Here is a 14,937-nt window from a genome sequence, read left to right as displayed (position 1 = left end):
GAGTGTTCCTTAAACGACGCCAAGCGCCGGTTGTGTGAATGCTTTGGGAATGATGGCACCGCGATGTTGAATCACAGCACCTGCCAGTGCGTTTCCTCTTTGACATGAGGCCGCGAGATCGGCGCCCGCAAGGTATGCCGATAAAAAGCCACCATTGAATGAGTCGCCCGCCGATGTGGTGTCCACCACTTGAGCGACAGGTTGGGTTGGCACGGCTTGTGGAGCCTGAGCCGCGCTCGAACCCTGATTTGTTGAGTCTTGAACTAAGCAGCCATCTGCGCCGAGCTTGACGATGCATTTGCCCACGCCAAGAGAGGTAAGTCGTTCAATGGTTTGCTCTGGTGTTTCGTCACCCCAGATCAATTGCTCATCATCAAAAGTCACCAAGGCAACGTCCGTCAGTTGATACATGGCTTGGTAAACGTTTTTGACGGTTTGATTCTCGTCTTGAGGCCACAGTGCTGGGCGGAAGTTACTATCAAACGCGATTTCAACGCCTTGGGCTTTAAGCTCGACCAACAAATTAAGCAGTGAAATTCGGTCTTCTTCTGGCAAGATGGCTAAAGAGATACCGCTGAGAAACACCGCATCCACTTGAGTTAATGCTTGCTTAACCAGGCCAAAGTTAGGATGTTGAAGTAAGTAACGTGCTGCTGATTGATTGCGCCAATATAGAAACGTACGCTCGCCTTGGTCATCAAGCTGAATCAAATACAAACCCGGCGTGCGAATCTCATCGCGCAGCACTAAGTCTGTTGAGATGCCTTCGTCTTCCCAGCGAGTCAGCATGCCCGTACTGATTGGGTCATTGCCAAGCGCCGTAACGTAAGAGACTTTAACTTCATCAGGTTTGCTATTGGCTTCGCAGCCGCGGCTCAAATAAACCGCAGCGTTGAGCGTATCCCCACCAAATGTTTGATGCATGGAGCCGAACGGTTTGCCATTCAGCTCAATCATACATTCACCAATAATGGCGATGTGCTTCATTGGTTACGCCCTCTCTTCAAAGTAGCGTTTTGCGTTACCAAAACAGATGTCTTCGACCATAGGACCAAGCAATGATAGGTCATTTGGAACTTCGCCGTTTTCAGCCCAACGACCAACCATGTCACACAGGATACGGCGGAAGTATTCGTGGCGAGTGTAAGACAAGAAGCTGCGCGAGTCGGTTAACATACCGACGAATTGGCTGAGCAAACCAAGTTGAGAAAGCTGTTCCATTTGGCGTTGCATGCCGTCTTTCTGGTCGTTGAACCACCAACCTGAGCCAAACTGCACTTTGCCCGCGATGCCGCCACCTTGGAAGTTACCAATCATAGTCGCCATCATTTCGTTATCACGAGGGTTCAAACAGTAAAGAATGGTGCGAGGGAGCTCGTTGGTTTGGTCCATTTCATCCAGTAGATGTGCCAGCTCAAAAGCAAAGGGGCGATCGCCAATCGAGTCAAAGCCAGCGTCGGCACCTAACAGTTGGAACATGCGTGTGCTGTTGTTGCGCTGTGCGCCAATATGAAGCTGCATGACCCAACCCAATTGCGCGTAACGTTTGCCGAGCCAAACTTGAACTGCGGTAGAGAATTGCGCACATTCAAGCTCTGACAATGCCTCGCCATTTAAACGACGAGCCAATAACGCATCTAAATCAGCCTCGCTTGGGATCGGCGCGTAACGGACGATCTCAATGCCGTGGTCTGCCGCACGACAGCCATGTGCATCGAAGTGTGCCAAACGTTTATCGAGTGCACTCAATAAATCATCAAAGCGGCGGATCTCAATGTCTGCTACTTCGCCCAGTTTGTGCATGTAATCCGCAAACAGGTCCAATTCAATCTTGAACGCTTTATCCGGACGCCAGCTCGGCAGGACTTTGACGTTGAACGTTTCGTCTTCAGCAATCGTTTTGTGGTGCTCTAATGAATCGATAGGATCATCGGTCGTGCCTGCCATTACCACATTCATTTGCTGCATGATGCCGCGAGCGGTGAACTCGGGTGTCGCCAGTAGCTCATTACATTGATGCCAAATTTGGTCAGCGGTGTCTGGGCTAAACAGCGTATTGGTAATACCGAATGGGCGACGCAGTTCTAGGTGCGTCCAGTGGTAGAGCGGATTGCCCAAGGTTTGAGGTACCGTCTTCGCCCACGCCATATATTTGTCGTAATCGCTCGCGTTCCCCGTAATCAAACGCTCTTCAATGCCTGCCGAGCGCATGCCACGCCATTTGTAGTGATCGCCTTCAAGCCAGATTTGACCTAAGTTATCGAACTGACGATTTTGCGCCACTTCCGCTGGGTTTAGGTGGCAGTGGTAATCATAAATTGGCTGGTGGAACGCATGCTCATGGTACAAGCGACGTGCCGTTTCGTTTGAGAGTAAAAAGTCTTCACACAAGAAATTCTTCATCGTTAACTCCTATTACAATGCAGCGACAGTGGCACGAGCACCGTTATCGATTAGCGATTGGTAAGCGCTGCTCACCGCATCAATCACTTGTGGGTTTTGACCAAGCTCTGCAGGGAAGATGGCTTCAACTGCGAGCAACGCAGGCACCACAGAAACGTTCAAGCCATGTTGGTCGCAGATCTGACGCAGTGTCTCTGCCATTGGATCGCGCACATCAATGTCATTGCCTTGCTCGTCCACGCCGGATACGTAGCGCATCCAACCTGCAATTGCTGTTGCCAACCAAGAGAAGTTAGAGCCTTGAGCAAGGTGGAATCGCAAGCTGCCACCCATGCGTTGCGGGATCTTCTGGCTGCCATCCATCGCGATTTGCCATGTTTTGTGTTTCAAGCTTGGGTTAGTGAAGCGCTCGATAAGCAGCTTGGCGTAGCCTTCTAAATCGGTGCCTTCTGGCATGGTCAGTGAAGGGGCTTGTGCTTGCATCATCATGTCGAATGCCGCTTTGCGGTAGCCTTCGTCTGTCATGGTGTCAGAGATGTGCGCGTAACCACCAAGGTAGCCTAGGTAGGCTAGGAACGAGTGGCTACCATTTAGCATGCGCAGCTTCATTTCTTCGTAAGGCACAACGTCGGCAACAAATTCTGCGCTAGCCACATTCCAATCTGGACGACCAGCCACGAACTTGTCCTCGATAACCCATTGACGGAAAGGTTCACAAGCGATGCCACATGGATCTTCACAGCCAAGTAGCTCAGCGATTTCGGTCAGTGTCTCTTCGGTTGCTGCTGGCACAATGCGGTCAACCATGGTGCAAGGGAAGGTAACGTTGGTTTCAATCCAGTCGCGCAATTCTGGGTCAAGCAGTTGAGCAAATTCCAGTACCGCTGCTTTTGCTACGTGACCGTTCTCTTGCACGTTATCGCAAGACATCACGGTAAATGGCGTTAGGCCGCGTTCACGACGTATCTTCAGTGCTTGCACGATGTAACCTAGTGCCGATTTTGGCTCCGTTGGGTTGGCAAGGTCAGCAATGACTAGCGGGTTGTTTTTATCCAGCGTGCCCGTTGCAGGGTCGGCGCAGTAGCCTTTCTCGGTTATCGTCATTGAAACGATCGCCACTTGTGGCTCGGCCATTTTTTCGAGAACAGTTTCGATGCTGTCCAAGTGTGGGTGCAGTGATTCCGTCACCGAGCCAATCACTTTGACTTCGGTCGATTCTGCGCCTTTTTCTGCCACCGTGTAGAGGTGATCTTGCGCGCGCAGCGATTGAATTAACTCTTCACCGCCAAATAGGTTGATTTCGCAAATGCCCCAATCCGAGCCCGTTTTGCTCAGCATTTCATTGGTGAACAGTGCTTGGTGCGCTCGGTGGAAAGCACCGAAACCAAGGTGAATAATACGGCTTTTGAGTGTAGAACGGTCGTAATCTGGCAGCGAAACAGCAGCATTTAGGGTGGAGTTTGCAATGGTTTTCATTTTATTTCCCTTCTCCCGCAGAGTGCTCTGCGGGATGATTCATTGAAAGAGTTAGTAGCCTAGGACCAGTTTTGGTAAGAACAGACTGAGTTCAGGAATAAAGGTCACCGCCATTAGGGCCGCAATCAGTGCAACGTAGAATGGCAGAAGCGGCTTGATCACTTTGTCGATCGCAACATTCGCCACAGAACAACCGATAAACAACGCACTACCTACCGGTGGAGTACAGATGCCGATCGCCAAGTTGAAGGTCATCATGATGCCGAAGTGAACCGGGTCGATGCCCATATCCAGCGCGATTGGCAGGAAGATCGGCGTGAAGATCAGTACCGCTGGCGTCATATCCATGAAGATACCGACAATCAGCAAGATGATGTTGATGATGAGCAGAATCATCATTGGGTTGTCAGAGATCGCCAGCAGCGCATCGGCAATCATGTATGGAATGTCGGCATTCGCCATCGCCCAAGACATGCCCATAGACGCGCCAACCAACAGCAAAACAATCGATGTGGTGACGGCAGATTCCAAAATGATCTTAGGAAGATCTCGCCATTTCACTTCGCGATACACCAACACCGCCAAAACAAAGGTGTAGACCACGGCGATGGCAGAGGCTTCGGTAGCTGTAAAGATACCGCCGATGATGCCACCCATGATGACCACAATCAGAGCCAGTGAAGGCGCCGCTTTTAGAAATGTATCCCAAACCATCGCTAGCGTTGGGCGAGCAGCAATTGGGTAACCACGACGTTTGGCGATGAGCCCAGCCACCACCATGATGCTCAGACCCATCAAGATGCCCGGAATGTAACCAGCGAGGAACAGCGCCGCGATAGAGGTACCGCCAGAGACTAACGAGAACACGATCAAGGTGTTACTTGGCGGGATCAACAAACCCGATGGACAAGAAGTGATGTTTACCGCGGCAGAAAAGTTTTCATCGTAGCCATCTTTCTTTTGCAGTGGCGACATAGTGCCGCCAACCGCTGCGGCAGATGCGACGGCTGAGCCAGAAATTGAGCCAAACATCATGTTCGCCATCACGTTCACGTGCGCTAGGGAACCAGGAAGACGGCCACCTAACACTTTGGCAAAGTTAATCAGGCGCAGTGCGATACCACCTTGGTTCATAATGTTACCCGCCAAGATAAAGAACGGGATCGCCAGTAGAGCAAAGTTATCAAGACCTGCTGCCATGCGCTGAGCGACAACCGCAATCGCAGGCTCTAATGGTAGGCCCATTAAAATGGTTGCCAGTGAAGAAAGACCAATGGCGAAGGAAACCGGTACACCAATCGCAAGCAGGACTGCGAAGCTACCGAATAGGGTAAGAATTAATTGCCATTCCATTGTGGAACCCTCTATTGATCAAGTTGGGTGTCGGTGAGTAGGGCTTCACCAGACATTAATTGTTTGACGCGCTCATAAGCGAAAATCACGGAATAAAAGATCATCAGTGCGCCACTGATAGGCAGGCAGAAATAGATGTAGCCCATCTCTAGGCCCAATGCCGGGGTTAGCTGGCCAGTGGCCAATGTTTTGAGTGCTAATTGTGTTCCGCCGTGGACCAACACCACATAAGAGAAGAGCGCAATGGCCACTTGGATGACGATTTCATTAACCAGTTTTTTCTTGCCTTTGAGTTTCATCGTCAAAAGGTCAATGGCGAGGTGACGTTTGAGACCTGTGGTGTAAGCGGCACCAATAAGCGCCACCCACATAAAGAGATAGCGAGCCAGTTCATCCGTGACGGTGCTTGGTTTACCGAGTACGTAGCGTGAAAGCACCTGCCAAACCACGCAGAAGACAAGAAAGGTCGAAAGAGAGACAGTAAATGCTGCCAACCCCCTGTTGATATACGTGACCAGTTTATTCATTTTCATTTCCTTAAAGTAAACACGCGGACTGCATAACAATTGGTTTACCAATGTGGGCGAGCGTATTTGTGTAGGGTCTCAAAATAAGCATGTTGTTCTGAGTGGATTATAAGTTAGGCGATTTGGTTGTCACGTGAGCAGCTTCACAAATGAATTGGTTAACCAATTTAAGGGTAATTAGTGTGATTTTGGTCAATCAATTTGCTTTTTTGTTTTGACGATAGGTTTTTCGATCGCCAATAATGACCTCGAAACAAGAAATACCGTGAAAAATTAAAACTACCCTACATATTGGATAACCAATCCAAGGAGAATAGAACAATGATGACGCGTAAGACTCTTTTAAGCGCTGTAGTAGGTGCTGCAATGACCTTCGGCGCCACTGCTTCTGCTTATGCTGCGACCACTTTGAAGCTAAGTCACAACCACCCTCGTGACCATGCAGTACATAAAGCAATGGACTTTATGGCAAAAGAAGTTCGTGAAATGACAGACGGGGAAGTTCGTATCCGTATCTACCCTGATGCGCAGTTAGGCACTCAGCGTGAATCGATGGAGCTGATGCAAAACGGTGCTCTGGATATGGTGAAGAGCAACGCGGCAGAATTGGAAGCTTTCTCCCCTGCTTACGCAGCATTCAACATGCCTTACTTGTTCCGCGATAAAGACCACTACTACAAAGTGACAGACGGGGAAGTGGGTCGTGAAATCCTGAATTCTTCAGCGGACAGCGGCTTTATTGGTGTGACTTACTACGATGCGGGCGCACGTAGCTTTTACACCAACAAACCAATCAATACGCCGGAAGATCTAAAAGGTCTGAAAGTACGTGTACAGCCGAGCCCATCTGCTATTGCGATGGTAAAAGCGTTAGGTGGTAACCCGACACCATTGGCATACGGTGAGCTATACACAGCATTACAACAAGGCGTGGTGGATGCTGCGGAAAACAACATCCCATCATTTAGCTTGAGCCGTCACAGTGAGGTATCGAAATACTTCAGCCTAGACGAGCACACCATGGTGCCAGACGTATTGGTTATTTCGACTAAAACGTACGACAAGCTAACACCTGAGCAACAAAAAGCACTGATGAAAGCAGCAGCAGACTCTTCTGAATACATGAAGAAGTTGTGGGCTGAGTCAGAAGCAAAAGAGCGTACAAAAGCTGAAAAGATGGGCGTAACTTTTGTTGAACCAAATAAAGCGGCATTCGTTGAAGCGGTTCAACCAATGTACGCGGACTTAGAAAAGACAAATCCTGAATTAAATGAACTGGTTGAGAAGATCAAAGCAGTTAAGTAATTCACAAAGTAATTAGTAATAAACAATCGAAAACAAGGTGTTACCACATTCTGGTACATAGAGGTTGACCAATTGTTATTGGTCGTTATGATGGCGTGAGAAGTTAGATGGAATATAGTGATAATATCATCATGATGCCTTTTGAACCGAAAAGACCGTATCAAGAGATCGGTTTAGTCCTTAGACAAGAACTTATCAATGGCCGTTACGTGGTCGGAGATAGGCTGCCGCCTGAGCGCGATATCGCAGAACGTCTCGACGTTAGCCGCACAGTAGTGCGTGAAGCGATCATCATGCTGGAGCTGGAAAACCTTGTCGAAGTGAAGAAAGGTTCTGGAGTGTATGTCATCAATATTCCATCTCAACCGAACTCCCGTGAGAACGTGATCAGCGATGATGCCGGTCCGTTTGAAATGCTCCAAGCTCGCCAGTTGCTTGAAAGTAACATTGCGGAATTTGCAGCGATGCAAGTAACGCCTGGCGACATCGTGAAAATGCGTGCAGCCCTTGAGTTAGAACGAGAAGAACTTGCCAGTGGCACCGCAGATTGCAACGGTGATGAGAAGTTTCACATGTGCATTGCAGAGGCAACTCAAAACTCTGTGCTGGTGGACATGTTGAAGCAATCTTGGGAGCGACGCGAGAGCAGCCCAATGTGGAAGAAACTTCATTCTCACATTGCTGGTCAAGACTACCGTGAAGAGTGGTTAGACGATCACGCCAAAATCCTTGCCGCATTGCAGCGTAAAGATCCAATCGCTGCAAAAAATGCCATGTGGCAACACCTTGAAAACGTTAAACAGCGCCTGTTGGAGCTGTCTGACATCGATGACCCGAATTTTGATGGTTACTTATTCAGTTCCAACCCTGTTGTTCTGCAGGGTGCTGAAAACGGTTAACCACATTGCCGGCTTCGGTCGGCTCTAGTCAGCGCAGCTGCATTATCGTGGCTGCATATTAAGAAGTCGTTGTGCACTTAGCTTGATAAATTCGAGCGGGCTGAGTGCGTCTTAAAAAAGGTGAGTGTCATGGAACAAACTTGGCGTTGGTACGGTCCGAATGACCCTGTGTCGCTAGACGATATTCGTCAAGCAGGCGCAACAGGCATTGTGAATGCCTTGCATCACATTCCAAATGGTGAAGTGTGGTCTAAAGAAGAGATTTTAAAACGTAAAGCCATCATCGAAGAGAAAGGCTTAACGTGGTCGGTGGTTGAAAGTGTTCCTGTTCACGAAGAAATCAAAACTCAGACGGGCAACTTCCAACAATGGATCGACAACTACAAACAAACGCTGCGTAATCTTGCTGAGTGCGGCGTAGATACTGTCTGCTACAACTTTATGCCAGTACTCGACTGGACACGTACAGACCTCGAATTTGAAATGCCGGATGGCTCTAAAGCGCTACGTTTTGACCAAATCGCTTTTGCGGCATTTGAGCTGCATATTCTTAAGCGTCCGGGCGCAGAAGCGGATTATACCGAAGCTGAGCAAGCGCAAGCCCTTGAATACTTCAACAACATGACGGCGGATCAAATTCAACAACTGACAAGCAACATCATTGCTGGTTTGCCGGGCGCAGAAGAAGGTTACACGCTAGAAGAGTTCCAAGCGCAACTCGACCGCTACGCAGGCATTAGCAAAGACAAACTGCGTGAGCATATGGCGTATTTCTTGTCGCAACTGATGCCTGTGTGTGAGGCGCACGGCTTGAAACTCGCGGTGCACCCAGACGATCCACCGCGCCCAATTCTTGGCTTGCCGCGTATCGTTTCAACCATCGAAGATATTGATTGGTTGACCGAAAAAGTGCCAAGCAAAATGAACGGTTTGACCATGTGTACCGGCTCTTACGGTGTGCGTGGTGACAACGACTTAGTGAAGATGATCAAAAAGCACGGCGAGCGCATTTACTTCACCCACTTGCGTTCCACCAAGCGTGAAGAAAGCAACCCAATGACATTCCACGAGGCGGCTCACCTGGATGGCGATGTGGATATGTACAACGTGGTGATGGCGATTCTGGATGAAGAACAGCGCCGCGCAGAAGTGGGCGACCATCGTTTGATTCCAATGCGCCCGGATCACGGCCACCAAATGTTGGATGACCTGAAGAAGAAAACCAACCCAGGCTACTCCGCTATTGGTCGCTTGAAAGGTTTGGCTGAAGTTCGCGGCTTAGAGATGGCACTAAAACGCGCGTTCTACACCAAGTAACGATTTACAATGTAAAACCGTTTTTAAAAGCGCAGGGTTTCGGCTCGGCGCTTTTTTGTTTTCTGACGATTTGCATAGGCGACGTTTGGTTTAAGCGCCTAAAATAGGATGGTTCACCTAACAGATTGTGATAAAGTCCGCGCCTGCGTTTTACCGCATCTTCATTGTTTTTATTGCTTCTTCAACCAAAAGTACAAGGTTTCGCTAATGCCATTTTCTACTCTCTCATTGAGTTCTGAGCTGATTCACGCCCTGCCAAAAGACTTCAAGAAACCGACCGATATTCAAGCGTTGGCCATTCCTGAGCTGTTGGCTGGTCAAGATCTATTGGCTTTGGCAAATACGGGCAGCGGCAAAACCCTTGCGTATGGTTTGCCTTTGTTGGAAAAGCTAGGTGTCAATCCTGAGCAAAAAGCGCTGATTTTGGTACCAACGCGCGAGCTGGCGACACAAGTGAGCGAGGCGATTAACCAAGTTGGTCAAGCTCTTGGCCTTAACGCGGTGTGTTTGTGCGGTGGTGTGGACAAAGAGCAGCAACTGCAAGCACTAGCGACAAACTCTCACATTCTTGTTGCCACAACCGGTCGTTTGGTTGATCTGGCGAACAACGGTTTAGACCTAAGCAATATCCATCACCTAGTGTTGGATGAGGCGGATCGTCTGTTGGATATGGGCTTTTGGCCTGACGTACAAAATATTGCAGGGCAGATTTCAAACCAGCGTCAAACGGCAATGTTCTCGGCAACGTTTTCAGATGAGTTGAAGGGTAAAGCGAAGCTGCTTATGCAGGCACCAAAGCAAGTCGCAGCGCATCAAGAAAACAGCACCAACCAAGATATTGCTGAAACGCTGTACCTCGTCAACAAAGGCAGTAAAACCAAGGCATTGATTGAACTGATTCAAAAAAACGCGTGGACTCTGGCGTTAGTCTTTATTGGTGCGAAAGAGAACGCAGATGGCTTAGCGAAAAAGCTGAATAAAGCGGGCATCTCAACCAATGCACTGCATGGTGACAAGAGCCAAGCAGAGCGAGAAGAAGCACTGGCGCAGTTTAAATCTGGGCAAATTCAGGTGTTGATTGCCACCGATCTACTAGCGCGCGGCATTCACATTGAGCAATTACCTGTAGTGATCAACTTTGAACTGCCAATGCATGCAGAAACTTATGTTCACCGAGTAGGACGTACCGCTCGCGCAGGCGAACAAGGTGTGGCGATGTCATTGGTATGTCATGGTGAAATGGACGCACTAAACGCGATTCGTCACCTGACTCAACGTGCATTGCCAGTGCAAGATCTGGAAGGTTTTCCAGTAACGGATAAGCCATCAACTGGCGAGAGCAAACGCGCGCCACGCGATAAAAAAGCCAACCGCCGAACTAATGCTAAGAAGAGCATTAAGCAGTTCCAAGGTAAGTCGAAACGCCCAGCCCCGAGTGCGAAGTAAACCAAAAAACCACGCTCTGACGGCATAGTCGGTTCAGAGCGTGGCTTAAAATTTTACTTTGGGGTGTTAACCCACAGTTGGGCCAACCAAGCGCATTTCCCAATCTTCAACTTCGCCAGTTTCTAGGCGGCGCTCGACCAACTTGCCCCAAGATTCAACCAATGGAAGTTCTGCCAGTTGGCTTAGCTCTGTTTTATCCAGGCAGCCAGTGAAAACCGCGCCCATGATGCGAGCCAGTGGCCATTCTGGATAAGGTCTTTCGCACAGAATAATCTCGTCACCTGCACCGATATCGCCTTCTTCCAGCACTCGGAAATACCAGCCTGTTCGAAGCGTATCTTGCAGTCTTCTCGCCATGTCGTGTTGGTCAAAGCGTATGTTAAGCTTCCAACAAGGCATGCGACCTTGCGACACTTCCAGTAGTGTTGAGCCAATGCGAATTTTATCTTTCAAGCAAATCGTGGATTCGGTTACGCCTTCGGAGCTGATGTTTTCGCCAAAGCCGCCGGCGGATTGGAAAATAGTTCTTTCGCCTAATTCTTGTTGCCAGATTGGGTAGTGTTCGCTTGGGTAAATATGAAGCGCTTTTTGAATGCCACCATGAAAGCGCGGATCGCCTTGCTCATCACTGATAAAACCGAGCTCTGTTGCGTGCTGGCGCTCAGGCAGCACTTGTTTGTTGATAGCGCTTTGCGCTCCATGAGCATAAGGGACGGTTTTCCCTGCTAGCACAGCTTTTACGACGCCGATTTTCTTCATGTAACCTCCTTGTTATTTGAATGAGAGATAAAGTGTTTACCTTCATTCACGATGCGGAGCATGATAGCCTAGAGAACTTGTGTCGGAATAGGGATGAAAAGACAATCAACAATGCTAACTCGCCAAATTGATTCGAAGTCAGGCGTCACCACCTCCAATGAGATGATGGCCGCGAATCCCCATTCTCCTGCATTGGTTAAAACCATCGACATGCCCAAAGGTTACATAGATGCGATGCACGAACATACCTGGCATCAAGTCATTTTCCCGATCAAAGGGCTTTTGCAAACCCAAACCGATCACTACCAGCACCTTGTGCCCCATACCTCTGCGCTGTTTGTTCCTGCGGGCATTCAACATGAATCTATCGCGCTAAGTCATACCACGTTTGTTGGCATCTACCTCAATCCGGCTTTTGGAACCGAGTATCAGTATCAAGTGCGAACCATTACGCTCACGCCGTTTTTAAATGAGCTGCTACAGGAAATTCGCCGCCAGTGCGAAGGGGGTGTAAGTGATGGGGAAGTGTCGCGCTTGCTTGCGGTGCTGCATGATCAAATTTTGAAAAGCAACGTGCAGACATTTCAGTTATTACTGCCACAAGACAGACGACTAAAACTGATTTTCGAGCAACTGACCGACGAGCCGGCGTTGAGCTGTTCGCTAAAAAAGTGGGGGGAGAAAATTGGCGCGTCTGAGCGCACTTTATCACGGTTGTTCGCCAAGGAATTCAACACTTCATTTCTGCTTTGGCGGCAACAAATTCGGCTAATTTACTCGCTTTCTTTGTTAGATGAATCGTTGCCAATCCAAGCCATTGCAGACCTAGTGGGTTATCAAAATGACTCATCCTACATCAAAGCATTTAAAGCCTATTTTGATATGACGCCACAACAGTTTAGAGTGAACGGCGCATCGCGCAGGTCGAAATACAGATCTTCGACTTCACTTAATGCTTTTGAGAAGAAGCCAAGAAACGTCCCTTTTTAATTTCAATTACATGGTATGAGTAACAATGGCACCAACGATAAATACACGAGTTAATCAATTCTGTTTTGGTCAACCCAAAACGTCGCTGTCGTTGGAAAAAGTGCCCCTAAAACCGCTTGCTCAGGGCAAGGTTCGGGTGCGACTGGAAGCCACCAATATTAACCCAAGTGACTTGCTTTCCATTCATGGAGTTGGGCAATACCGCCGCGCTCACGTACCACCTCGCGTGCCGGGGTTTGAAGCGGTTGGGCGTGTGGTGGAAGTCAGTGCTGTTGGTCAAACTGGCTTTCAAGTTGGGCAAAAAGTGCTGGTAGCGATGAGTGGTACTTGGCAATACTACATCGATGCTTCGCCCGAGAATCTTTTTCCGCTACCTGAAAGTTTGGATAACGGCTATGCCTGCCAGTTGTACATCAACGCGCTAACCGCGTGGGTTATCACCACTAAAGTGGCTAAGTTGAACAAAGGTGATGTGGTGATCATCAATGCGGCAGGGTCAGCGATCGGTAAGATATTTGCCCAGCTCGCTCATTCACTGGGTTTTACACTGATTGCTGTGACTTCAAAGCCAGAAGAGTATCCGTACGATACAATTCCAGTGTTGGACGCGAAGAAAGACTTACACGCGCAACTGCAAACGCGCAAACTGCCACAACCAACGGTCGCTTTGGATGCGATAGGCGGTGAGGCTGGCACAGATCTCATTCGTACCTTGAAAGAAAATGGCCAATACATCAACTACGGAACATTGTCGTTAGCGCCTTATACGCCCGTGTTTTTTGAGTCCATGAAGGCCAACAACATCGACTTTAGTACCTTCTTTTTGCGGTATTGGGAAGAATCGGTAGGCAAAGGCGGGAGAAAGACGGTATTCGCTGAAATGTTAAAACACTTTATTGCCAATGATATAAAGCTCGCAGTTGCACACTACTTACCGTTAGAAGCATTTCAAACTGCGATTGAACAAATTGAAAAAAAATCACTAGCGCGGAGTGGCAAGATTATTCTAACCATGTGAACACAAAAAGGGATGGCACTCACCATCCCTTTTGCATTTTAGTTAGGATTAACGAAACTGCGGCATGTAATCGAGGTTCGCTTGAATCGTTTCTTCCAATGCTTGCTCTAGAATCGTTCCTGTTGTGACCAGTGGGTTCAGAATCAACGCTCGGTGCGCCGCGTTGCGGTTGCCTGTGACCGCAGCTTCTACTGTTAGTGATTCAAAATCCTTCATCAATTGAATCAGGCGCAGCGTATCTGTTGGGAACGGCGCAACATTCAAAGCTACTGGCCCTGATTTGGTGATCATACAGCTGACTTCCACAGTGCAGTCGTCCGGCAAGCCCGCAATCGCGCCGTTGTTGCGAGTGTTCACGTGCATGATGGTGCGTTTGTCATTGTAGATAGAGCTCATCAGCTCACAGGCCGCTTCTGAGTAATATTGGCCACCGCGCTTTTCGAGTTCTTTTGGTTTCTCGTTAAGCTCTGGGTTGCGGTAGATATCGAACAGACGTTTCTCCATCGCTTTGACCACTTCGCCGCGTGTGCCTTCGCCGTTCGCTTCTTCAATTTCCTGCTTCATGATGTCTTCGCTGGTGTAGTAGTAGCGAAGGTATGCGCATGGAATCATCCCCATATTATGCAGCAGTTCTGTTGGCCATTCGAATGGAGGAATGTTTTGTGGAACGAGAGGATCGTTGCCCGATAAGATCTCTTCGACTACCTCTTGCAGCTTATCGCGACCTTCATGCAGGATCTGGCGCGCCCAGATAAAGTGGTTCAAACCCGCGACTTGCAATACAAAGTCTTGCTCGTCAGCCCCCAGCATTTGCGCGATGCCTTTTTGCATGATCACTGGCACGTTGCACAAACCGACCGCTTTTACTTTGGTGTGCTTGAGAATCGCTTCGGTCACCATGCCCGATGGATTGGTAAAGTTCAGCAGCCAAGCGTCTGGACATAATTCTTCCATCTCTTTACAGATTTCTAGCGCGATAGGAATGGTGCGACAGGCATTAGCAAAACCGCCTAAACCATTGGTCTCCTGACCGATCATGCCGTATTTAAGCGAGATGCGTTCATCGCGGATGCGACCTTCCAAACAACCCGCGCGAAATTGAGAACAGACAAAATCGGCGTCTTTTAATGCGGGTTTGCGATCCAGCGTGACGTGAACATCAATATGAGACAGGTTGTTTTTCGCCAACATACGGCGCGTTAAATCGCCAATGATGCTGACTTTCTCTTTGCCATCTTCAATATCGACCAACCACAACTCGCCGATAGGCAGTTCATGATTGCGCTTGATGAGACCTTCGATAAGCTCAGGCGTGTAACTGGAGCCTGCGCCAATAATGGTAATTTTTAGATTCTTTTTCATCGTGCTGTTTCTCGTTATGGATAAGACAGTTTGATTAAAAAGCATCGTGATTCGCTATACAAACCAATTGAAACTTGCTATG

At 48.7% G+C, this 14,937-nt stretch carries 13 protein-coding genes; 6 read left to right on the top strand and 7 right to left on the bottom strand.

Annotated elements, in window-relative coordinates:
• Positions 1 to 9: 9 nt before the first annotated feature.
• Genes ACF8OV_RS03915 through ACF8OV_RS03895 form a run of 5 tightly spaced genes read right to left on the bottom strand, consistent with a single transcriptional unit; the run spans position 10 to position 5,759 of the window.
• Positions 10 to 987 carry a sugar kinase gene (locus ACF8OV_RS03915; protein WP_203503634.1) on the bottom strand — a complete coding sequence of 326 codons (978 nt, stop codon included), beginning with the start codon at positions 985 to 987 and terminating at the stop codon, positions 10 to 12.
• A gap of 3 nt (positions 988 to 990) precedes the next feature.
• Positions 991 to 2,403: a glucuronate isomerase gene (gene uxaC, locus ACF8OV_RS03910; protein WP_169615341.1), complete on the bottom strand. Its 1,413-nt coding sequence runs from the start codon at positions 2,401 to 2,403 to the stop codon at positions 991 to 993.
• 12 nt (positions 2,404 to 2,415) lie between these two features.
• On the bottom strand, positions 2,416 to 3,879 hold the full coding sequence (locus tag ACF8OV_RS03905; RefSeq protein ID WP_203503631.1) for a mannitol dehydrogenase family protein: 1,464 nt from the start codon (positions 3,877 to 3,879) through the stop codon (positions 2,416 to 2,418).
• Positions 3,880 to 3,930: 51 nt separating this feature from the next.
• Complete coding sequence (locus ACF8OV_RS03900) at positions 3,931 to 5,232, bottom strand: TRAP transporter large permease (RefSeq protein WP_029843673.1); 1,302 nt, start codon at positions 5,230 to 5,232, stop codon at positions 3,931 to 3,933.
• An 11-nt stretch (positions 5,233 to 5,243) separates the two neighbouring features.
• Positions 5,244 to 5,759, bottom strand: coding sequence for a TRAP transporter small permease (locus tag ACF8OV_RS03895; protein ID WP_017447129.1), 516 nt, complete (start codon positions 5,757 to 5,759; stop codon positions 5,244 to 5,246).
• A 321-nt stretch (positions 5,760 to 6,080) separates the two neighbouring features.
• Here ACF8OV_RS03895 and ACF8OV_RS03890 point away from each other — a divergent pair, with 321 nt between their 5' ends.
• The 4 genes from ACF8OV_RS03890 (at position 6,081) to ACF8OV_RS03875 (ending at position 10,726) form a co-directional block, all read left to right on the top strand.
• On the top strand, positions 6,081 to 7,064 hold the full coding sequence (locus ACF8OV_RS03890; RefSeq protein WP_005449968.1) for a TRAP transporter substrate-binding protein: 984 nt from the start codon (positions 6,081 to 6,083) through the stop codon (positions 7,062 to 7,064).
• 107 nt (positions 7,065 to 7,171) lie between these two features.
• Positions 7,172 to 7,963: an FCD domain-containing protein gene (locus ACF8OV_RS03885; RefSeq protein ID WP_005461367.1), complete on the top strand. Its 792-nt coding sequence runs from the start codon at positions 7,172 to 7,174 to the stop codon at positions 7,961 to 7,963.
• Positions 7,964 to 8,092: 129 nt separating this feature from the next.
• On the top strand, positions 8,093 to 9,280 hold the full coding sequence (gene uxuA / locus ACF8OV_RS03880; RefSeq protein ID WP_017447131.1) for a mannonate dehydratase: 1,188 nt from the start codon (positions 8,093 to 8,095) through the stop codon (positions 9,278 to 9,280).
• Positions 9,281 to 9,487: 207 nt separating this feature from the next.
• The gene (locus tag ACF8OV_RS03875; RefSeq protein WP_203503628.1) at positions 9,488 to 10,726 is read left to right on the top strand and encodes a DEAD/DEAH box helicase; all 1,239 of its coding nucleotides are present in this window, start codon (positions 9,488 to 9,490) and stop codon (positions 10,724 to 10,726) included.
• 66 nt (positions 10,727 to 10,792) lie between these two features.
• On the opposite strand, the gene ACF8OV_RS03870 is transcribed toward ACF8OV_RS03875, so the two are convergent.
• The gene (locus ACF8OV_RS03870) at positions 10,793 to 11,485 is read right to left on the bottom strand and encodes an MOSC domain-containing protein (protein WP_193244445.1); all 693 of its coding nucleotides are present in this window, start codon (positions 11,483 to 11,485) and stop codon (positions 10,793 to 10,795) included.
• Positions 11,486 to 11,596: 111 nt separating this feature from the next.
• Between ACF8OV_RS03870 and ACF8OV_RS03865 the strand changes: the two genes are divergently transcribed.
• Positions 11,597 to 12,475 carry a helix-turn-helix domain-containing protein gene (locus ACF8OV_RS03865; RefSeq protein ID WP_269646565.1) on the top strand — a complete coding sequence of 293 codons (879 nt, stop codon included), beginning with the start codon at positions 11,597 to 11,599 and terminating at the stop codon, positions 12,473 to 12,475.
• Positions 12,476 to 12,500: 25 nt separating this feature from the next.
• Positions 12,501 to 13,493 (top strand): zinc-dependent alcohol dehydrogenase family protein, encoded by a 993-nt coding sequence (locus ACF8OV_RS03860; protein ID WP_203503617.1) that lies wholly within the window; start codon positions 12,501 to 12,503, stop codon positions 13,491 to 13,493.
• A gap of 48 nt (positions 13,494 to 13,541) precedes the next feature.
• Here the strand turns inward: ACF8OV_RS03860 and ACF8OV_RS03855 are convergent, their stop codons facing one another.
• Positions 13,542 to 14,855, bottom strand: coding sequence for a 6-phospho-beta-glucosidase (locus ACF8OV_RS03855; RefSeq protein WP_129147303.1), 1,314 nt, complete (start codon positions 14,853 to 14,855; stop codon positions 13,542 to 13,544).
• Between the last annotated feature and the right edge of the window lie 82 nt (positions 14,856 to 14,937).

The organism is Vibrio sp. GLN_1 (assembly GCF_043106015.1).
GTDB classification, from domain to species: domain Bacteria; phylum Pseudomonadota; class Gammaproteobacteria; order Enterobacterales; family Vibrionaceae; genus Vibrio; species Vibrio parahaemolyticus.
Note: the sequence above shows the minus strand (reverse complement) of the source record. Positions and strands in the feature narration are given on the sequence as shown.

Coding starts and splice junctions, on each gene's coding strand:
- ACF8OV_RS03915 (WP_203503634.1), bottom strand. CDS start 987: ATGAAGCACATCGCCATTATTGGTGAATGTATGATTGAGCTGAATGGC.
- ACF8OV_RS03865 (WP_269646565.1), top strand. CDS start 11,597: ATGCTAACTCGCCAAATTGATTCGAAGTCAGGCGTCACCACCTCCAAT.
- ACF8OV_RS03875 (WP_203503628.1), top strand. CDS start 9,488: ATGCCATTTTCTACTCTCTCATTGAGTTCTGAGCTGATTCACGCCCTG.
- ACF8OV_RS03905 (WP_203503631.1), bottom strand. CDS start 3,879: ATGAAAACCATTGCAAACTCCACCCTAAATGCTGCTGTTTCGCTGCCA.
- ACF8OV_RS03870 (WP_193244445.1), bottom strand. CDS start 11,485: ATGAAGAAAATCGGCGTCGTAAAAGCTGTGCTAGCAGGGAAAACCGTC.
- uxuA (WP_017447131.1), top strand. CDS start 8,093: ATGGAACAAACTTGGCGTTGGTACGGTCCGAATGACCCTGTGTCGCTA.
- ACF8OV_RS03895 (WP_017447129.1), bottom strand. CDS start 5,759: ATGAATAAACTGGTCACGTATATCAACAGGGGGTTGGCAGCATTTACT.
- ACF8OV_RS03855 (WP_129147303.1), bottom strand. CDS start 14,855: ATGAAAAAGAATCTAAAAATTACCATTATTGGCGCAGGCTCCAGTTAC.
- ACF8OV_RS03890 (WP_005449968.1), top strand. CDS start 6,081: ATGATGACGCGTAAGACTCTTTTAAGCGCTGTAGTAGGTGCTGCAATG.
- ACF8OV_RS03900 (WP_029843673.1), bottom strand. CDS start 5,232: ATGGAATGGCAATTAATTCTTACCCTATTCGGTAGCTTCGCAGTCCTG.
- uxaC (WP_169615341.1), bottom strand. CDS start 2,403: ATGAAGAATTTCTTGTGTGAAGACTTTTTACTCTCAAACGAAACGGCA.
- ACF8OV_RS03885 (WP_005461367.1), top strand. CDS start 7,172: ATGGAATATAGTGATAATATCATCATGATGCCTTTTGAACCGAAAAGA.
- ACF8OV_RS03860 (WP_203503617.1), top strand. CDS start 12,501: ATGGCACCAACGATAAATACACGAGTTAATCAATTCTGTTTTGGTCAA.